General features: G+C 41.4%; 12 protein-coding genes. All 12 read left to right on the top strand.

Annotated elements, in window-relative coordinates:
- The first annotated feature begins 11 nt into the window (after positions 1 to 11).
- Positions 12 to 2597 (top strand): aminopeptidase N, encoded by a 2586-nt coding sequence (gene pepN / locus S4054249_RS11635; RefSeq protein ID WP_046355013.1) that lies wholly within the window; start codon positions 12 to 14, stop codon positions 2595 to 2597.
- 3 nt (positions 2598 to 2600) lie between these two features.
- Positions 2601 to 2822: a DUF2835 family protein gene (locus S4054249_RS11630; protein ID WP_046355014.1), complete on the top strand. Its 222-nt coding sequence runs from the start codon at positions 2601 to 2603 to the stop codon at positions 2820 to 2822.
- A gap of 238 nt (positions 2823 to 3060) precedes the next feature.
- Positions 3061 to 5178, top strand: a complete 2118-nt coding sequence (locus tag S4054249_RS11625) for a DUF1302 domain-containing protein (protein ID WP_046355015.1) — start codon at positions 3061 to 3063, stop codon at positions 5176 to 5178.
- Between the two features lie 11 nt (positions 5179 to 5189).
- Complete coding sequence (locus S4054249_RS11620) at positions 5190 to 6557, top strand: DUF1329 domain-containing protein (protein WP_046355016.1); 1368 nt, start codon at positions 5190 to 5192, stop codon at positions 6555 to 6557.
- Between the two features lie 117 nt (positions 6558 to 6674).
- Entirely contained in the window at positions 6675 to 7673 is a 999-nt protein-coding gene (locus S4054249_RS11615) for a YCF48-related protein (protein WP_046355017.1), read from the top strand.
- Positions 7673 to 10003, top strand: a complete 2331-nt coding sequence (locus S4054249_RS11610) for an efflux RND transporter permease subunit (RefSeq protein ID WP_046355018.1) — start codon at positions 7673 to 7675, stop codon at positions 10001 to 10003. Before S4054249_RS11615 ends, S4054249_RS11610 begins: the two co-directional genes overlap by 1 nt.
- 202 nt (positions 10004 to 10205) lie before the next feature.
- A complete protein-coding gene (locus S4054249_RS11605; protein WP_046355019.1) occupies positions 10206 to 15038 on the top strand; it encodes an NAD-glutamate dehydrogenase in 4833 nt (1610 codons plus the stop codon).
- Between the two features lie 81 nt (positions 15039 to 15119).
- On the top strand, positions 15120 to 16130 hold the full coding sequence (pyrD, locus tag S4054249_RS11600; protein WP_046355020.1) for a quinone-dependent dihydroorotate dehydrogenase: 1011 nt from the start codon (positions 15120 to 15122) through the stop codon (positions 16128 to 16130).
- Between the two features lie 122 nt (positions 16131 to 16252).
- The gene (locus tag S4054249_RS11595) at positions 16253 to 16783 is read left to right on the top strand and encodes a cell division protein ZapC domain-containing protein (protein WP_046355069.1); all 531 of its coding nucleotides are present in this window, start codon (positions 16253 to 16255) and stop codon (positions 16781 to 16783) included.
- A gap of 64 nt (positions 16784 to 16847) precedes the next feature.
- A complete protein-coding gene (gene rlmKL, locus S4054249_RS11590; protein ID WP_046355021.1) occupies positions 16848 to 18959 on the top strand; it encodes a bifunctional 23S rRNA (guanine(2069)-N(7))-methyltransferase RlmK/23S rRNA (guanine(2445)-N(2))-methyltransferase RlmL in 2112 nt (703 codons plus the stop codon).
- Positions 18952 to 19206 carry a glutaredoxin family protein gene (locus S4054249_RS11585; protein ID WP_046355022.1) on the top strand — a complete coding sequence of 85 codons (255 nt, stop codon included), beginning with the start codon at positions 18952 to 18954 and terminating at the stop codon, positions 19204 to 19206. Before rlmKL ends, S4054249_RS11585 begins: the two co-directional genes overlap by 8 nt.
- A complete protein-coding gene (gene uup / locus S4054249_RS11580) occupies positions 19184 to 21100 on the top strand; it encodes an ATP-binding cassette ATPase Uup (RefSeq protein ID WP_046355023.1) in 1917 nt (638 codons plus the stop codon). Before S4054249_RS11585 ends, uup begins: the two co-directional genes overlap by 23 nt.

The raw sequence follows: 21100 nt of genomic DNA, 5'->3' as shown, positions 1-21100 counted from the left end.
AAGGAACTTAAATGACTCAAAAACCGCAAGCTAAATTATTAGCAAATTATCAGCCACCAAGCCACCAAGTTGAGCACATAGACTTAGTTTTTGATTTGTCACCTCAACAAACGCGCGTAATAGCGAAATACAATTTAAAAGCCAATATGGACCAATCATATATTGAGTTAGATGGTGTTGATTTAAAACTAATAACATTAAAAGTCGATGGTCAAGTACATACTGATTTTACACTATTAGTCGATGGCATTAAGATTAACTCACTGCCAGAGTCATTTTCCCTTGAAATTGAAACAGAAATATCCCCTGAGCTAAATACCTCGTTAGAGGGCCTATATCTTTCTGATGGCGCTTACTGTACGCAGTGTGAAGCTGAAGGGTTCAGAAAAATAACTTACTTTTTTGATAGGCCTGATGTTTTAGCGACATATAAAGTCACGGTGATAGGAGATAAAAGCTTTCCATTTTTACTGTCTAATGGCAACCAAATAGACGCTGGTGAACTAGCAGAAGGTCGTCATTTTGTAACCTGGGAAGACCCATTCAAAAAACCGTCGTATTTATTCGCGTTGGTTGCAGGAGACTTTGACAAGCTAGAAGATAAGTTTGTGACCAAAAGCGGCAGAGAAGTTAAGTTACAGTTGTTTGTAGATAAAGGTAATTTATCCAAAGCGCCTCATGCAATGACATCATTGCAAAAATCAATGAAGTGGGATGAAGAGCGTTTTAGTTTAGAGTATGACCTAGATATTTATATGATTGTGGCTGTTGATTTTTTCAATATGGGCGCGATGGAAAATAAAGGTCTTAATATTTTCAACAGTGCTTGTGTACTTGCCAACCAAGAAACTGCGACAGATAGAGACTACCACGTCATTGAATCTATTGTGGGCCACGAGTATTTTCATAATTGGACGGGTAATCGTGTTACTTGTCGAGACTGGTTTCAATTGAGTTTAAAAGAAGGATTGACCGTTTTCCGAGATCAGGAGTTTAGCAGTGATTTAGGTTCTAGAGCACTAAACCGTATTGATGCAGTAAATGCGATGAGGACTCATCAGTTTGTTGAAGATGCTGGACCTATGGCGCATCCAATTCGACCTGAAGAAGTAATCGAAATGAATAACTTCTACACCGTGACGGTGTATAACAAAGGTGCAGAAGTGATCCGTATGATGCACACACTGCTTGGCGAGCAAGGCTTCCAAAAGGGGATGCAATTATATTTTGAACGTCATGACGGCCAAGCTGTAACATGCGATGATTTTGTCAATGCGATGGCTGACGCTACACAAACGGATTTAAATCAGTTTAAACTGTGGTATAGCCAATTTGGTACTCCTACAGTGCATGTGAATACTGAGTATGACGCTCAAGCAAGAACTTATCAGCTTGATATTCAGCAAACGCATGCTGAAAATGACCCAGTCAGTGAACCACTTCATATACCCGTTGCAATTGAATTACTTAACGAGCAGGGTCAAACTATTACACTTGAAGGTGTAAAGTTAAAACATGGCAGAGTACTTGAACTGACAGAAGAGAAGCAGAGTTTTGTATTTAGTAATGTCGAATCAGAGCCGACGCCTGTATTGTTGGAAGACTTTTCTGCCCCGTGCCTGTTGGAATACGATTATTCTCTAACTCAGCTTAGCCACATTGCCAAGTATGCAACGAGTTACTATGCAAGGTGGGAAGCGATCCAGATATTATTTACTCAACAAATACGCGCCTATGTAAAAGCTGAAGACCAAAGCGGTGACATGTTCAGCGAGCTATCTTCAGTACTTGAGAGTTTGTTTGTTAATAAACCAGATGACCTCGCTATTTTGGCTGAATATATATCTGTACCGAACTTTGATACTTTATCAAGCGGGTATGAGGTTGTACCTGTTGATGCGTTGTGCCAAGCAATTGAACGTTTAGAGTTACAAATAGCGCAATTGTTAGAAGGTTATTTAACAGAGTTCTATACACTTACCAAAGACTGTGGTGGGCTGAGCGCGCAAGATGTCGCAATTCGCGCATTACGTAACAAAAGCCTTTACTATCTTTCATTAACTCAAGTTGATGTATCTGGCTGGTTGCGAGAGCAAGCTGCTTCATCAAATATGACTACAAAACTTGGTGCGCTAAAAAGTGCATTGAATGCACAGCACAAACTTGCAGGTGCTTTAATGCAAGAGTTTGATGTGCAATGGAATCATGATTTATTGGTTATGGACAAGTGGTTTGCGCTACAAGCGACGAGTCAAACAGACAAGTGTATTGACATTGTTCTGTCCCTATATAAGCATCCTTGTTTCGATAAATCTAACCCAAATAGGGTGAGGGCTTTAGTCGGTACTTTTACAAGGTTAAACCCACAGCAATTCCATAGACGTGATGGTAGAGGTTATGAATTGTTAGGTGACTTAATTGCTGAGCTTAATGAGTTAAATCCGCAAAATGCTTCACGCATAATAACTCCGTTACTTTCATTCAAACGTTTCGATGATGATAGGCAATCAAAAATGCGTGTCCAGTTAGAACGGTTAGCTGCGATTTCGAATTTAAGCGATGATCTATATGAGAAAATTGACAGAGCATTAAACTGATACATGCAAGAATATTACTTTTTTTTAAGACTTACTCACGATCAATGTCTTGCTTACTATGAAGGAGATATTGAATATATTCAGGTAGTGGAAGATGGTGGAAAGCGGATCCGCTTTCCAGCTACCCATATCCGTAGGTTTGTGTCTAGTATCGGCGTGAGTGGTCGATTTCGACTGCAACTTGACGATAGCAATAAATTTATCGCACTTGAAAAGGTGGCTTAACGGTCAAAAAATGCTTTGTGAGATAAAGTATTTTTGTTAATTCGGTTTGTTTTAAACTTAAATTACGTGTTATAACTATTCTGGTAAGACGTCTTACCAAGGTTAAAAGACAGGCTAAAAAGTTAAAAATGCATCGAACGAACGCGTAAAATTTGTAATTTTCGATTTTCGCTTCTATCGTTACGACAACAAAAAACAATAACTTGATTAGATTTACCCGCCAGAGGGGGGAGAAATAATGATAAAAAAAGCGCGCTTTACTAAGAACAAGATCATGCTTGGGCTTGGAGCAGCCATTTTTGGAACTGTTGGTATGCATGCGCAAGCTGCTAATTTCCAAGTCGGTGATTTTGAGATAACGTTTGATTCGACGTTCTCATATGGTCAAAGTATCCGAGTAGAAGACCGAGACTTCGGAATTATCGGTAAGAGTAACCATCCAAGGTTTGACTGGACTGGATACAACGCGTCTACAGGCAATACTTTGTATTCTTCTTCTCAGGTGTGGAGCCAAGAGGGCGCATATTCGAATAATGGTGACGCTGGTAATTTAAATTTTGACTCTGGCGACACTTTTTCTCAGCAGCTAAAAGGCACGCACGAATTTGCAATCACGAAAGACAACTACGGTTTCTTCTCTCGCTTCATGTATTTTTATGACTTTGCCATGGAAGATGGGGATTTTGCATACAGTAACCCAGTCTCTGGTCAAAAAGTTGACCCGTGCGCAGATGATGATACTAAAGAGCAAGTGTGTTCCGATGCGAGACTGCTAGATGCATTTATATGGGCAGATTTTGATTTAAATGACGGGAATAATCCGCTGTCTATTCGTTTGGGCCAGCAAGTTATAAACTGGGGTGAGAGTACCCTTATCTCTCACGGGATAAACGTAAACCCAGTTGATATTGATCGATTGAAAGCGCCTGGTTCTGAGCTTAAAGAAGCATTTATCCCTGTTGGCATGCTTTGGGCTTCTTTGGGAATTACTGAAAATGTAACTTTAGAAGCATTTTATCAGTATCAGTGGCACGAGACCCGCTTACCTGCAACTGGTAGCTACTTCTCTACTAACGATTTTGCATCGGCAAATGGCTATGCACAAAATGTACAGCTTGGCTTTACTTCAAACCCGGATATTGACCTGTATCATTTAACTGAAGCGTTAAACTCACTTCAGACAAATTGGGTTGGTGCACTCGCAGCTCAGGGTTTAGATGTCACTGATGAAAGTGTATTAAGCAGCCCTGATGCGTTACAAATGCTGTCGTCTATGTATCTTGCATATCCAACACGTGTTGCGCTGAAAGGCAAAGGTGATGCTGGTAAAACAGATGCGGATGACAGTGGTCAATTTGGTATTCGTTTAGGTATGTTTGTACCTGAACTGAATGATACTGAGATTGCACTTTATCATATTAACTATCATAGCCGTAGACCACTAATTTCAGGTAAAGCATCTAACTTTACTACGGCTGCAATTATGCAGGATCTTAATTATATCCAAACAAATAAGATCACAGAAGACAATATCACGAACTTGAATGCCTTTACACAAGCTGTAATTGTGTACCCTGAGGACATCAAACTGTACGGTCTGAGTTTTAATACAGCCATTGGTGAGACTGCATTCTCAGGCGAGTTTACCTATCGCCAAGATGAGCCTTTACAAATCGATGACGTGGAGCTGCTATACGCAGGTATGGTTGAGCAATTGGCTGCTGCAGGTATTCGTGAAGATTTTGAAGGGTTCTCTCAGTTAAGCCAAGGCAATGACATAGCGTACGTTGAGCCTGGTGAAGTTGCACAAGGTTTTGTTTTAAAAGATACGATGCAACTACAATTCACAGCAACGCATTTGTTTGGACCATCATTGGGTGCAGATAGTTGGGCAGTTGTGGGTGAAGTCGGCGCTGTAACGATTAAAGATATGCCGTCTTATGATGAATTACGTTTGAATGTTGCTGGTACTGGCCGAAGTGGCACAATCGAGGGGATAGAGGGTCGTAATTACGACTTGATCCACCAGGCAGTTTCGAATGGCCCTGAAGTTAACCCGTTCCCAACGGCTTCTTCATGGGGTTACCGTTTAATCGCTAAAGGTGAATACAACAATTTGTTCTCTGGTGTGAACTTCTCACCACGAGTTGTGTTTTCTCATGACGTAAACGGCACAACACCAGACCCAATGTTCTTATTCGTCGAAGATAGAAAGTCTATGGGTGTCAACCTTAACTTTAGCTATCAGAATGCATGGTCATTCGATTTAGGCTACAACACTTTCTGGGGCGGTGGCGCAACAAACACATTCTCTGATCGTGATTTTGTATCATTTAATATTAAGTATTCAATTTAAGGGCTTTCGATATGTTTAGAAAACCTACACTACTTGCAGCATCAATAATGACAATAATGGCTGCACCAATTGCTTTCGCAAAAATGACGCCTGAGGAAGTGGCTCGTTTAGGGAAGGATTTGTCACCAATCGGCGCTGAGGTTGCAGGCAATGCGGATGGCTCTATTCCAGCATGGACTGGCGGCATCACTAAGCCACCTGCGAACTTTAAACCAGGTATGCATCACCCAGACCCTTATGCTGATGATAAAATTTTATTCACCATCGATAAGAGTAACCTTGATAAGTACAAAGATAACTTGAGCCCTGGTCAGATAGCATTGTTCGAGACTTATCCAGAAACGTTTAAAATGAATGTTTACCAAACTCGACGCAGTGCGGCTTATCCTCAGTTTGTATACGACGCAACAAAAAAATATGCATCGACAGCTGAACTTATTGAGGGCGGTAACGGTATCAAGAATACTGCAATTGGTATCCCGTTTCCGATCCCTGAAAATGGCCTAGAGGCAATTTGGAACCATTTATTACGTTATCGTGGCTTGTCTATTGCTCGTAACGGCGGCCAGGCAATGCCAACCGCTTCTGGTTCTTATAACATTATCGGTTTTGATGAAAAGCTACTGGTTAAGTATTCAGATCCGAGCGCCACGCCAGAAGAGTTACAAAAATCGAATGTTCTATTTAAGTTCAAGCAAAAAGTGACCGAGCCTGCGCGATTAGCGGGTACCGCATTACTTGTGCACGAAACAATGGACCAAATTTTAACACCTCGACAAGCATGGACGTACAACACAGGCCAGCGTCGAGTTCGTCGTGCACCTAACGTTGCGTACGATGCTCCGGGAACTGCGTCTGATAGCTTACGTACAACAGATGACTTTGATATGTTCAACGGTTCTCCTAACCGTTATAACTGGACATTAAAAGGCAAAAAAGAGATGTACATTCCGTACAACAGCTATAAATTACATAGCGATTCTTTGAAGTATGAAGATATTTTGAAAGCCGGTCATATTAACCCAGAGCACGTTCGCTATGAAAAGCACCGTGTATGGGTTGTTGAAGCGAACCTTAAAGAAGGCACACGTCATATTTATAAAAAGCGTGTCTTCTTCATTGATGAAGATAGCTGGCAAATTCATGTAGCGGACTTATATGACAACCGTGACCAAATGTACCGCGTTGCGATGGCACATGGTATTAACTATTACGACGTACCGACACATTGGAGTACACTAGACGTATACCACGACTTAAACTCTCGTCGTTATCTAGCAATCGGCCTAGACAACGAGGAAAAAATGTATGACTTTACACAGTCATTCCAAGACAATGAGTTTACTCAAAGTGCACTTCGTCGAGAGGGAAGACGTTAATATAGCGTCTTTCGGGATCAATTAATTTGATCTTTCTACACTCTATTAAAACTGGACATCACTGTGTCCAGTTTTATCCCCCCAGTCATTCACGACATTTTTATTTGAGTATTCATAATGATTAAGAAGTTAATTGCAACCTCGATTGCAGTGCTCGTTATGCAAAGTGAAGCTATTGGCAGCGCCTCAGAAGCGTTGAGAGTTGCACACCCAGAGAAGACCTTGCTAACTGATATCACCAACAGCGGAAAGAAACTTGTTGCCGTAGGGAAGCATGGGACAATAGTGTACAGTGATGATGGTTCAAATTGGGAGCAAGCGCATGTACCAATCCAATCTCTCTTAACTGCTGTGGAATTTAAATCGGCGAAAAGAGGTTGGGCGTGTGGTCATGACGCTTCGATTTTAAATACCACCGATGGTGGCGTCTCTTGGCAAATCCAACAGTACTTGCCTGATCTAGAAAAACCTTGTTTAGATATTGAGTTTGTAAGTGATAAGCAAGGTTTCGCAATTGGTGCATACGGCATGATGTATCAAACACAAGATGGCGGTAAAAGCTGGACTAAACGCTTTTTAAATGAGTTTGTACACCCTGATGACGTTGAGTATTTAGCTGAACTAAAGCAAGACGATCCGCAAGCATATGAAGAAGAAACGCAATTTATTTTACCTCACTTCAATCGAATGCTGATTGATGGCAACGATATTTTTCTTGTTGGTGAGATGGGTTTATTTGCGGTAAGCCGTGATTTAGGCACAACATGGACAAGAATTGACGAATTTTATTCAGGTTCACTGTTTGCTGTAAACAAAAACAAACAAGAACAGCTTATTGCAGCAGGCTTACGTGGCAACACATTTATTTCTGATAGTAAAGACGTGTCTTTTTCACCTATCAATGTGGACAAGGCCGCGACGATTAACAGTATTGTTTCAACTGATACTGCACAAATTATGCTGGCGAACAGCGGTTTCGTTTTTACTGTAGAGGGTGAAAATGTGAAAACAAAACAGCTGAAAAACGGTAAATCTATTCTTTCAGGTGTGCTTCACAACGGTCAACTGGTGCTGGCTACAGAAGAGGGTATTCAAACAATTGAGGTTGATCGCTAATGCAGTCTATTTTAAATCAACTAGTGTATGTCGTTTTTAGGCATCGTTTTATGGTGATAGCGCTATTTGCGCTAGCGACAGTCTTTTTAGGTTATAAGTCTACACATATCCAGCTTGATGCATCTTTCAATAAAAATATACCTTTAAACCATGATTACATGAAGGTGTATTTAAAGCATGAAAAACAATTTGGTGGTGCGAACAGTATTTTAATATCTGTATGTGATGCGGATGGTGATATTTTTAATCCTGAATTCTTTACACAGTTAAAAGCCGTTCACGACCAACTTTACTTTATCCCGGGCGTGAATCGTCCATTGGTAAACTCTATTTTTGCACCGAGTGCACGATTTGTTGAAGTCGTTGAAGATGGCTTTGCAGGTGGCCCAATCATTCCAGCGAATTTTACCGCTGATACCGCAGGCTTGGCTGTCGTAAAACAAAATATTGAAAAAGCCAAAGTCGTTGGCCGCATGGTTGCAAGTGACTATTCTTGCGCCATGGTATCTGCTCAGCTTATGGAGACAGATCCGCAAACACAGCAAAAGTTGGACACGCTCGCATTTGCAAAAAAATTAGAGTCAGAGATCCGCGAACCTTTAAGCACAGATAAAGTATCAATTCATATCATTGGTTTTGCCAAGATGGCAGGAGATATTGCTGATGGTGCAAAAGATGTTGTGTTCTTTTTCGCGATTGCGATTTTATTTACCTTCATTATGGTATGGCTTTTCTGCAAAAGCTTTAAGCTAACATTGCTCCCAATCGCGTGTTCATTGATCGCTGTTGTATGGCAAATGGGCTTGCTTTCAGTGCTTGGTTTTGGCCTTGATCCAATGTCTATTCTTGTGCCATTTTTAGTGTTCGCTATTGGTGTGAGCCACGGCGTGCAAATGATCAATGCTATTGGTAAAAAAGTATCAGAAGGTGTAAGTAGTAAAGTAGCCGCTGAGGCAAGCTTCAAAGCACTGCTTATTCCTGGCGGCATTGCGTTACTCTCTGACACGATTGGATTCATGACGTTGCTTGCTATTGATATCGGTATCATTCGAGAACTTGCAATCACGGCAAGTTTAGGTGTGGCGGTTATCATTTTTACGAACTTGATTTTATTGCCAGTCCTTGCGTCTTATTATAAGTCGTCAAAAATGCATCGTGTTGATGATGGCAAAGCCAAAGCCAATAATGCGTTCACTAAGCTCAGAGAAAGCCTAGTACTGGCAACAGATAGACGCTACGCAGCAGTTATTCTGCTGGTATCTGCTGGTTTATTTGCGTTTGGTTATTGGCAATCGAAAGATATGCGCATTGGTGACTTACATGCCGGTGCCCCCGCGCTGCATGAGGACGCCCGTTATAATTTAGATACGTTCCTTATTTCAGACCGCTATGAAATATCATCTGACATTTTAAAAGTATTGGTTGAAGCTTATCCAGCTGCTTGTACAGAGCATGACACGATGGATAGGGTAAGCCGATTCCAGTGGCGAATAGAAAATTTAGTAGGGGTACAATCTGCGGTTTCTTTGAGCTCAGTGGCCCAAGCTGTGAATGCCGGCTACAACGAAGGAAATTTAAAATGGCAAACTCTGCCGAGAAATGGCGCTTCTCTTGTTCAAGCAACATCACGCGTTGAGACCAGCACCGGTCTATTAAATGGTGATTGCTCAGTTATGCCGATCATCATTTTTATGGACGATCACAAAGCTGAAACCATTGATCATGTTGTGTCGCAAATTAAGCTGTTTGCTAAAGAAGAAGGGACAGATCGTGTAAGCTTTAAGTTGGCGTCTGGCCCAATCGGTGTAATGGCCGCAACAAATGAATCTGTCGCTGCTGCACAATTGCCAATGATGATCTATGTTTATGGAGCGGTGATTATTCTGTGCCTTATTAGCTTCAGAAGCATACGAGCGACAATCGCAGTTGTATTACCTCTGTACATTGTTTCTACTTTGGCACAAGCGCTGATGGTTAAGCTTGAGATTGGTTTGACTGTATCTACTCTACCAGTCATTGCTCTAGGCGTTGGTATTGGTGTTGACTACGGCATTTATATCTTGTCTTCAATGATGAACCAGTTGAAACAAGGTATGCCATTATCGGCTGCATATCGTAATGCATTAGCTGAACGAGGGAGTGCAGTATTGTTTACTGGAATCACATTAGCTATCGGCGTCAGCACGTGGATTTTTTCTGCGTTAAAGTTCCAAGTAGACATGGGAATACTACTGACATTTATGTTCTTGGTGAATATGCTCGGTGCTGTGTTGCTGTTACCTGCGATAGGTACTTTTATCTGGCCTGACCAGAAAAAAAAGTGTGAATAATTGTGCTCTTAAATGGCCTTAATTGGCCATTTATATCTACAATTTGTGAATATATGACCAACTGGCTGAAAAGCCTCAAATGTTTTTGTCAAAAAAGCTTTTTATTAGCGCCAGAAAGGTTAAAATCCTCTGGACTCCACGCTAATAATTGGCTGTACAAATAATCTACCGTTCAAAGGTGGTATAGATTAAGGAACACATAATGACACAAAGTGAAGGTCCAGCATCGGTTATCCTTGATAACGTTTGCAAGTTGATCCAGAAAAAAGTTCATGCCGATAACGTGTCGCTCGTTGAAACATTTGCCAAAGCCTTGTACAGCAACATGTCTAAAGAGGACTTGGCTCACCGTAACGACAGCGACTTGTACGGCGCTGCTTTAAGTTTATGGAATTCTCTAGAGAAGAATACCTCAGATGAAGCAGTGATCCGTGTATTCAACCCTGAAGTTGCAAAAGATGGCTGGCAATCGTCTCACACGATTGTTGAAATCATTTCAGATGATATGCCATTTTTGGTCGATTCAGTACGTATGGCGCTAAGCCGTAAGAATATTGCTTCGCATTTACTTTTACACTGTCCTCTCAAGATCAACCGCGACCAAGAAGATAAAATCTCAGCTGTTTCAGGTTTAAAAACTGAACAAGAATCTTCATCTACTAAAACTGTTTTCTTTATTGAGATTGACCGTCAAACAGACGAGTCTGTCATTGCGGACTTTACGCAAGAACTAGAATCAGTGTTAAAGGATGTTTCTGTAGCGGTTGAAGACTGGTTGCTTGTCAGAGATAAACTGGTTGCAGTTGGTGAAGATATTCCTAATCGCAAGCACAACTCTTCTGAACAAGAACTCAGTGAAGCGGTTGAATTCCTTGATTGGCTTGCGCGTGATAACTTCACGTTCATGGGATACCGTCAGTATGACCTTGTACCAGTTCAAGGCGACTATGAACTTAAGCCTGTTGCAGGTTCAAGTTTAGGCCTAATGAAAAACTCTTCTGAAAGCAGCCGTCTGCTATCAGAGCTACCAGAAGTTGCTCGCCTTGAAGCACGCAGTAAAAACTTATTAATTTTAACTAAGACAAATTCTCAGTCACGCGTTCATCGCCCAGCGCATATCGATTACGTTGGAATTAAACGCTTTGATGCTGAAGGGAATGTAATTGGTGAAGACCGCTTCATTGGTTTATTTTCATCAAGTTTTTACAACAACAGCGCATCTGATGTTCCAGTATTAAAGAGCAAAATAGCTCGTATCATGGAGCAGTGTGATTTTGCGAAAGGAACACATGCTTATAAAGCTGTCTTAAATATCTTAGAAACGTATCCACGTGACGAGCTAGTGCAGGCTCGTGAATCTGAGCTATTAGATGTTGCTATGGGTGTATTACAAACCCAAGAGCGTGATATGTGTCGTCTATTCGTTAGAAGAGACGTATATGGACGTTTCTTCTCTTGTATGGTCTATGTACCGCGTGAGAGATATAACACCGCGCTTCGTCGCGAAACTCAAAAACTGTTAGGCGATGCCTTTGGGTCTAACGAAAAAGTTGAGTTCACTACATTTTTCTCAGAGTCTACATTAGCAAGAACGCATTACATTGTTCGTGTAGCTGACAACAACATTAAGTACAACGTGAAAGAAATCGAAAATAATTTAGTAGAAGCTGCCCGTACTTGGGAAGATAAACTACAAACAGCTTTACTTGCGGGTGAAGGTGAAGCGCGCGGTAATGACTTAAACCGCAAATATGCTACGGCTTTCCCTCGTGCTTACAAAGACGAAGTACTGCCAAGTGCAGCTGTCGTTGATATCTCAAAACTTGAAAAGTTGAGCGATGAAAATAAACTTGAGATGCTGTTCTACAGACCTCAAGAAGAAGCAAATTCACAAATTGTGCGTTTGAGCTTATTCCACAAAGACGAGCCAATTCATCTATCAGATGTGATGCCAATGCTTGAAAACTTTGGTTTACGTGTAATTGGTGAAACACCTTATGCCGTTAAGACAAGTGATGGTCAAGTAAACTGGATCATGGACTTCTCTATGCTGTTAGACAGCAAAGGGTTAGCAGATTTTGATAAAGTATCAGCGCGTTTCCGTGCTGCACTTATCAACGTTTGGAACAACCGTCTTGAGAATGACGGCTTCAACCGTTTAGTTTTAAAAGCGGGCTCTACTGGCCGTGAAGCATCTATCCTTCGTGCATACGCTAAATACATGCGCCAGATTGGTGTGACTTTCTCACAGTCTTACATCGAAAATACGTTCGAGCATTATCCTCACATCGCAAACCAATTGGTTGAGCTGTTTGAGAAGAAATTCTGCCCACAGAAGAAAGTGGCGCAAAAGTCACTTGATAAGCTAGTGGAGAAAATCTACCACGAGCTGGAAAGTGTAGCGAACCTTGATGATGACCGTATCATTCGCCTTTACGTAGCAATGATTGATGCGACGCTAAGAACGAACTTCTACCAAAAAGAAGCGGATGGTTCTAACAAATCATACGTTTCATTCAAAATTCAGCCAAGCGCAATTCCAGAAATGCCGTTGCCATTACCTGCATTTGAAATCTTCGTATACTCTCCGCGTATCGAAGGTGTTCACTTACGTGGTGGTAAGGTTGCACGTGGTGGTTTACGTTGGTCTGACCGTCGTGAAGACTTCCGCACAGAAGTGTTGGGGTTAGTTAAAGCACAGCAGGTTAAGAACACTGTAATTGTACCTGTTGGCTCTAAAGGCGGCTTCGTATGTAAACAGCTACCAAATGACCGTGAAGGTTTCTTCCGCGAAGGTCAAGAGTGCTACAAGATCTTCATCCGTGGTTTGTTAGACATTACTGATAACATCATTCACGGTGACATTGTGCCGCCTGTAAATGTAGTTCGTCATGATGAAGATGACCCATACCTTGTAGTTGCCGCCGATAAAGGCACAGCGACATTCTCAGATATCGCCAACGGTATTGCTGATGAATACAACTTCTGGCTAGGTGATGCATTTGCATCTGGTGGTTCAATTGGTTATGACCACAAGAAGATGGGTATCACAGCTAAAGGTGCTTGGGAGTCAGTTAAGCGTCACTTCCGTGAAATGGATATTGACTGTCAAACAACTGAATTCACAGCGGTTGCAATCGGTGATATGGCAGGTGACGTATTCGGTAACGGTATGTTACTTTCTGAGCACACGCGCTTAGTTGCTGCATTTAACCACATGCACATCTTCATCGATCCAAACCCAGAGGCAGCGAGCTCTTACAAAGAGCGTGCACGTATGTTTGAATTGCCACGTTCATCTTGGGAAGACTATGATGCAAGCTTAATTTCTCAAGGTGGTGGTATCTTCTCTCGTGCAGCGAAGTCAATCACACTCACACCAGAAATTAAGAAAATGCTTGGTACTAAGAAAGCAAGCATGACGCCAAATGAGTTGATTAAAGCGCTTCTAATGATGCCTGTTGATCTACTTTGGAATGGTGGTATCGGTACTTACATTAAGGCGAAAAACGAAAGTGACGCGGATGTAGGTGACAGAGCGAATGATGCACTACGTATCAATGGCTCTGAGCTTGGTGCTAAGATCTTTGGCGAAGGCGGCAACCTAGGTGCTACGCAACTTGGTCGTATCGAGTTTGCAGCTAAAGGCGGTCGCATTAACACTGACTTTATCGATAACGTTGGTGGTGTTGCGTGTTCAGATAACGAAGTAAACATTAAGATTTTACTTAATGGTCTAGTTGCTGAAGGTGACCTTACGAAGAAACAACGTGACGAATTGCTATATGCAATGACTGACGAAGTGTCTGAACTTGTACTAGCTGATTGCTACCGTCAAACACATACATTGTCTGTAACTAAGTCTAAAGGCCCTGCGACACTTAAAGAAAAGATCCGTTTCATCCATGCACTTGAAAAAGACGGCAAGCTTGATCGAAACATTGAGTTTTTACCAAGTGATGAAGAGCTAGCTGAGCGCGCTGCAGCTGGTCTTGATTTAACTCGTCCAGAATTGTCTGTACTAGTTTCTTACTCTAAGATGGTACTTAAAGAAACATTAGTGGTTGATGAAATCACTGAAAACCCTTATTACCGTCAGTTGCTAGTAAATTCATTCCCAGTGCCTCTACGTGACCGCTTTAATGCGGCAATGGATGAGCACCCACTGAGAAAAGAGATCATTGCGACCAAGCTTGCTAACAATATCGTCAACGATATGGGCTTGAACTTCATGATCCGCATGCATGAAGAAACAGGTGCAACAGAAGCTGAAATTGCACTTTGTTATTCAATCGCATGTGCGACATTCCAAATGTCAGAAACATGGGCCGAAATTTCGTCACTTGATAACAAGATCCCGTCAGCGGTTCAAACAGAGATGTTGTATCAATTACGTCGTACCGTTCGCCGTGTTACTCGTTGGTTCCTACGCCACCGTAACAAAGCTCTGAGCATTGAAGAAACAATTGAGTTCTTCGCACCAACATTTGCTGATTTAAGCACTAACCTGACAACGTATATGGTTGAAGAGGAAAGTGCACGTCTTGCAGAGAAGGCTGCTGAACTAACATCAGAAGGTGTTCCACAAGCGCTAGCGGATCGTATTGTATCGCTATCTAGCTTATTCTCTGTGATGGATCTTGCAGAAGTTGCAAACAACGCGAAGCGTGATATCTCCGTAGTATCTAATACGTACTTCAAGTTAGGTGCAAACATGGGGCTACATTGGTTCCTAGACCAAATCACTGCGCAACCAGTGGCTAACCACTGGCAGGCACTAGCACGTGCTTCATACCGTGAAGAGCTAGACTGGCAGCAGCGTGCATTGTCTGAAGTTGTTCTTAACAGCTTTGAAGGAGACGGTGAAGTTGACGCACTTATCAATCAGTGGATGGATAATCAGTCTTCACTTCTACACCGTTGGCAGCAAATGCTAGCGGAGTTTAAGACTTCTCAGAACCATGACTTTGCGAAGTTCTCAGTAGCGTTAAGAGAATTAATGTTACTAAGTCACAACTGTGACACTTCCAAATAAAAATTAACACGTTAAAATACCCCGGCAATTGCTGGGGTATTTTTTTGCCTCAAACAGTTACCAGGAACTTAAGGAGTCTCGATGTTTTACGATTTAGCACGTCGTTATATGTTTAATAAAGATGCGGAATGGGCCCACGATTTTGCTTTAGGCAACTTGCGCCGTTTCAAAAATACCCCATTAAGTCTTGCTTGGTCACAGTCTCTTCCTAAAAAGCCAGTTAACTTTTTAGGTTTAGAATTTGATAACCCAGTGGGATTGGCGGCTGGTTTAGACAAAAATGCTGAATGTATTGACGCATTTGGCCAAATGGGTTTTGGATTTATTGAAGTAGGTACTGTTACACCAAGGCCTCAAGCTGGTAATGATAAGCCTCGTATTTTCCGTCTACCGGAAGCACATGCTGTGATAAACAGAATGGGCTTTAACAATAAAGGCGTAGATAATTTAGTTGCTAACGTAAAAGCTTCAAATTATACCGGGATCCTTGGGATCAATATTGGTAAAAACAAAGATACACCAAACGAGCAAGGCAAAGATGATTACATTCATTGTATGCGCAAGGTTTTTGAGCATGCATCGTACATCACAGTAAACATCTCTTCACCGAATACCCCTGGTCTTCGTGATCTACAGTATGGTGAAGCGTTAGATGACTTATTACAAAGCCTTAAAAATGAGCAGGTAGACTTGATTGAAAAGCACAAAAAGTCAGTCCCAATGCTTGTTAAAATTGCACCAGATGTCGATGCTGTGCAATTAACGCAAATTGCTGAATCACTTGTAAATAATCGTATCGATGGCGTAATAGCTACGAATACTACGTTGGCAAGAGAAGCTGTGCAAGGTCTAGAGTTTGCTAATGAAGCAGGGGGCTTGTCTGGACGTCCTGTACGTGAAAAGTCAACGCATGTTGTTCAAGAGCTAAAGCGTCTTACAGAAGGCAAGTTACCTATTATTGGCGTGGGTGGAATTGACAGCGCTGAAGCTGCGCAAGAAAAGCTCGATGCGGGCGCAGATCTTGTACAATTGTATACTGGGTTCATCTACGAAGGGCCACAATTGATCAAAAGGATCGTAAATTCTTTATAAGGATCAGTCATATTACGAAATGATCCTAAACAAATTGTTATTATAAATATTTTTACACTTGCAAAAATCGCGATATACTTCGCGTTACTATATGAATTAATTTAATAGTATTGTGGAGGGCGATTTTGCAAGCATCAAAAGAGTGGCGTTGGCTTCAATGTCGTACACAAAACCGTTTGCTTGTTGATTTGGGAGATGAGCTTCAGCTTTGTACGCCATATCGTCTTCGACAGCTTACAGCTGACTCTGATTCTAGCCCCACATTTAGCGTAGAAGAAGCTGCATTTTATCAAAATGTATTTGATTACTTGTGCACCTATTCTGTTTGGTCAGAAGCGCAATGTTGTCAAATCGCATTAAATGCTACCGCTGCTAAATTCCATTTATTGCCAGTACAAGCCAAAAGTTGGTTTTTCCAAGCGTATGTTGGTAATGAAGTACTGTGTAATGCAGTAATTAGTCTTAAATCCAAAGTCATGACAGGTGAATGCTTAATCGTTGATCATGAGCGCGACGCAAGTCTGTGTATCAACCTAACAGCAAACTTCCAATTAGATGAAAACATCAGCTTAGAGCAGTTTCAGGCTATTAAAGTTTTAAACGATCGTATCCACCCGGTATTGATAAATAATAAAGTCAGTAGAAGGGCTTAATCCAATCCCAGTCTTTACGTAGCTGTGTTATACTCGCGTCAATTGAAATTACAGGGTTATCACATTGCAGTTTATTGCGCTTACATCGATTGGCATCGAAAATTTACTAGTCGAAGAACTTCAATCTTTCGAAATTAAAGTTACTAAGCAAAGCATTGGTTCGGTTCGTTTTGAGGCCGACAATCTTACCGCTCAGAAGTTTTGTATGATGACGCGATATTCAACGCGCGTCATGTTGTTAATTGATGAGCATGAAGATATTAAAAATAAAGATGACCTGTATAAGTTTGCTCGTTTTCAAGGTTGGCAAGAGTGGTTTGGTCCGTCGCAAACCTTTGCCGTCGAGTTTAATGGCACGAACAAAGAATTAAAAAATACACAGTTCTCAGGCCTGGTTATTAAAGATGCTGTGGTTGATTATTTCCAAGATCTTTATGAGCAACGTCCCTCTGTAGATAAGCAAGATGCGAATGTACGTATCATTGCTAAGCTTAACAAACAAAAAATAGCACTATATCTTGATTATTCTGGTCCAAGGCTGTCTGACCGAGGTTATAGGACTAAACAGGGTAAAGCCCCAATCCGTGAGCACCTTGCAGCTGCGCTTGTTACTCGAAGTGGCTGGTTAAACGACACATCAAAGCCGCTGTTTGATCCGTGCTGTGGTTCAGGTACATTGTTGATTGAAGCTGCGAGTATGGCTTTAAATTTACCTACAAACTTACATAAAGCATTTGCTTTTAAGCGCCTTCCTAGCTTTAGAGAAGCAAAGTTCAAAGAAATCCAAAAAGAGCTAAAAGCTGAAAAAGTAGACGCTAAACTTTGGTTAATTGGCCATGATATTGATGCAAGAGTGCTAGACACCGCTAAGTCTAACGCAAATCGTGCAGGTGTTGGCGAACTAATTCAGTTTAAAGAAGCTGATGCAGGCAAGTTGCTGTCTGTAGCGAAACGCCCTGGTACAATTCTAAGTAACTTGCCGTATGGTGAACGCTTGGGTTCAATGGCTGAATTAATTAATCTTTATCGTAATATGGGTGTGAGCTTCAAGAAGCATTATCGTGATTGGAATGCGGCACTGCTCGGGACCGACGATGAGCTATTTAGGTTGCTTAAGCTTGCGTCTAAAAAACGCTATAAGTTTAAGAATGGTCCAATTGACGTCACATTGTATATGTATGAGCTGAATGAGAAGCAAGTTGCACAAAATCAACAAACTTCAGAGTTACATTTTGAACAGTCTCGTGCATTTGCGAACAGACTTAAAAAGAATAAGCAGGGCCTAAAAAGCTGGTTGAAGAAAGAGTCTGTTGAAGCCTATCGCTTGTATGATGCAGACATTCCAGAATATAACGTGGCTGTTGATGTATATGGCGACAATGCAGTTATCTTTGAATATGCAGCACCAAAAGAAATCAACGCCGACGTAGCGGATAAACGTTTACAAGATGTGATTTCCCTGACTGCAGAGACCTTAGATATTTCACCAAGTAATTTAGCGGTTAAGGTGCGTAAAAAGCAGCGCGGTGACGAGCAATATACTTCGTACGAGAAGCAAAACCGTTATCAAGTTATTGAAGAGTTTGGCGCAAAATTTAAAGTTAATCTATATGACTATTTAGATACTGGCCTGTTTCTAGATCACCGTCTTGCGCGTCGTTTTATTCAGCAAAATGCGCAAGATAAGCGAGTGTTAAACTTGTTTGCTTATACAGGTTCTGCATCGGTTCACGCGGCGATTGGTGGTGCCAAGTCGGTTACAACCGTTGACATGTCAAAGACTTATCTTAAGTGGGCAGAGGAAAACTTCGCACTTAACAACCTTAAAAATCCACGCTTTAGATTTGAACAAGCGGATTGCTTAAAATGGTTAGAGCATGCTAACGGTCAATATGATTTGATTTTCTTAGATCCGCCTACCTTTTCAAACTCTAAGAGAATGAAAAATGTGTTTGATGTTCAAAGGGACCATATCCAGTTATTAACTTGGGTTAAGAACATTTTAAGTCCAGATGGCGTACTACTGTTCTCTAACAATAAGCGTGGTTTCAAAATGGATGAAGTGGCACTGATGGGATTGGGTTTGAAAGCGGAAAATATCTCAACAGAAACATTATCCCCAGACTTTAAACGCAACAAACAGATCCACAACAGCTGGCTTATTACACATGGCTAGAGTGGTTTTATATCACACAGATGGGTGTCATTTATGTGAGCAGGCGCACGATTTAGCCGTGACAGTCCTTGCACTCGATGACATTCATCATCAAGATATCTTGGATGATGAGCGTTTGATGGCACAATTTCAAACCTCTATTCCAGTACTTAAAAATATAAAGACGGGTAAATTGCTGAATTGGCCATTTACTCAACAACAAATTCAAGAGTTTATACAAGAAGATGGATTTAATAAGAATTGCTAAAGCACAACTTGCTTTTGGTTCTCATCCGTTACTAGACAATGCTGATGCCCTCATCGAAGCTGGCGAACGTGTGTGTATTGTTGGACGAAACGGAGCTGGTAAGTCAACTTTATTAAAAGTACTTGATGGACAGGTAATACTGGATGATGGTGAAATAAACCGTTTAACAGGCCTAAAAGTATCACGCCTTGAGCAAGATCCACCAAAGGGTGCACAGGGTAGTGTTTTTGATTATGTTGCACAGGGCCTACCAGACGTCGCAAGTCTATTAATTGAATACAATCATGTTAGCGAAGCGCTACAGACGGATCAGTCAAATAGTTTGCTAAATAAACTTGAGCGTCTATCTGCCGAAATTGAGGCTGCTGACGCTTGGCGTTTTGAAAGTCGAATTAATTTGGTACTAAGCCAGCTCCAGCTGACTGCGCAAATGCGTTTGGAAAAGCTCTCTGGTGGGTGGCTTAGAAAGGTTGCGCTAGCAAAAGCGCTTGTAAGCGATCCAGACTTATTATTACTTGATGAACCGACTAACCATTTGGATATGGCAAGTGTGGAGTGGTTAGAGTCATTTTTGAAAGATTTCAAAGGTGGCATCGTGTTTATTTCTCACGACCGTGCGTTCATCAGAGCCGTTGCTACACGTATTTTAGATTTAGATAGGGGCAAGTTGGTCTCTTATCCTGGTAATTATGCTAAGTATCTCGAGCAAAAAGCGCATGATTTAAAAGTTGAAGAAGCTCAAAACGCGTTGTTTGATAAAAAACTCGCTGAAGAAGAGACTTGGATAAGACAGGGTATTAAAGCGCGCAGAACACGCAACGAAGGCCGTGTCCGTGCGTTAAAAGCGTTACGTGTTGAGCGAAAACAGCGTATTGAGCAAGTTGGCAAAGCGGACTTTAACATTGAATCTGCTGAACGCTCTGGCAAGTTGGTATTTGAAGCAAACTTCGTAAATCATGCATTCAAAGATAAGCCCATTGTGAAAGATTTTTCTACGTTGGTTATGCGTGGTGATAGAGTTGGCTTAATAGGTCCTAACGGAATAGGTAAAACAACGTTATTAAAGCTGCTTTTCGGTAAGTTGTCTGCAGACAGTGGCAAAATAAAGCAAGGCGTTAACCTAGAAGTTGCCTATTTTGACCAATATCGCGAAAAACTTGATGAAGAGATGACTGTTCAAGACAACGTTGCTGAAGGTAAGCAAGAAGTGTCTATTGGTGGTAGAAGCAGACACGTATTGGGCTATTTGCAAGACTTCTTATTTCCACCAGCACGTGCTCGTACACCGGTTAAGGCGTTATCAGGTGGTGAGAAAAACCGACTACTTTTAGCGAAGCTGTTTTTAAAGCCGTCAAATGTATTGGTACTGGATGAGCCAACCAATGATTTGGATATTGAAACGTTAGAATTGTTAGAGGAAATCATTACTCAATATCAAGGCACAATATTAATTGTTAGCCATGATAGGGAGTTTATTGATAACACTTGTAATAGCGTTTGGGCTTTTGAAGGCGATGGTGTGGTAACTGAGATTGTTGGTGGTTACAGTGATTTTGAGGCGTATCGAGATAACAAACTGGCTCAACAAAAAGAGCTGGAAAAATTAGACAAAGAAAAGTCTGCTGCCACACCCGCTAAACGCGATACAAGCAAAAACAAATCAAGCAAGCTCAGTTACAAATTAAAACTTGAATTAGAGGCCTTGCCAAGTAAAGTAGAGGAACTTGAAACCGCGCTTGAAGAGCAGCAGGCTTTGGTTAACTCCCCCGAGTTTTTCAAACAAGAATCTGATGTAACACAACAAGCATTGAACCAACTAGCGGAATTGGAGTCCAAGCTCGAAACCGCGTTTGAGCGTTGGGAAGAATTAGAAGCTTTACAGAATCAGCAGTAA

Source organism: Pseudoalteromonas luteoviolacea, from assembly GCF_001750165.1.
In the GTDB taxonomy this organism is placed as follows: Bacteria; Pseudomonadota; Gammaproteobacteria; order Enterobacterales; family Alteromonadaceae; genus Pseudoalteromonas; species Pseudoalteromonas luteoviolacea_G.
The sequence above is the reverse complement of the archived record's forward strand: the minus strand, read 5'-3'. Positions and strand labels throughout refer to the sequence as shown.

Coding starts and splice junctions, on each gene's coding strand:
- S4054249_RS11625 (WP_046355015.1), top strand. CDS start 3,061: ATGATAAAAAAAGCGCGCTTTACTAAGAACAAGATCATGCTTGGGCTT.
- S4054249_RS11615 (WP_046355017.1), top strand. CDS start 6,675: ATGATTAAGAAGTTAATTGCAACCTCGATTGCAGTGCTCGTTATGCAA.
- pyrD (WP_046355020.1), top strand. CDS start 15,120: ATGTTTTACGATTTAGCACGTCGTTATATGTTTAATAAAGATGCGGAA.
- S4054249_RS11605 (WP_046355019.1), top strand. CDS start 10,206: ATGACACAAAGTGAAGGTCCAGCATCGGTTATCCTTGATAACGTTTGC.
- S4054249_RS11610 (WP_046355018.1), top strand. CDS start 7,673: ATGCAGTCTATTTTAAATCAACTAGTGTATGTCGTTTTTAGGCATCGT.
- uup (WP_046355023.1), top strand. CDS start 19,184: ATGGATTTAATAAGAATTGCTAAAGCACAACTTGCTTTTGGTTCTCAT.
- S4054249_RS11630 (WP_046355014.1), top strand. CDS start 2,601: ATGCAAGAATATTACTTTTTTTTAAGACTTACTCACGATCAATGTCTT.
- pepN (WP_046355013.1), top strand. CDS start 12: ATGACTCAAAAACCGCAAGCTAAATTATTAGCAAATTATCAGCCACCA.
- S4054249_RS11620 (WP_046355016.1), top strand. CDS start 5,190: ATGTTTAGAAAACCTACACTACTTGCAGCATCAATAATGACAATAATG.
- S4054249_RS11585 (WP_046355022.1), top strand. CDS start 18,952: ATGGCTAGAGTGGTTTTATATCACACAGATGGGTGTCATTTATGTGAG.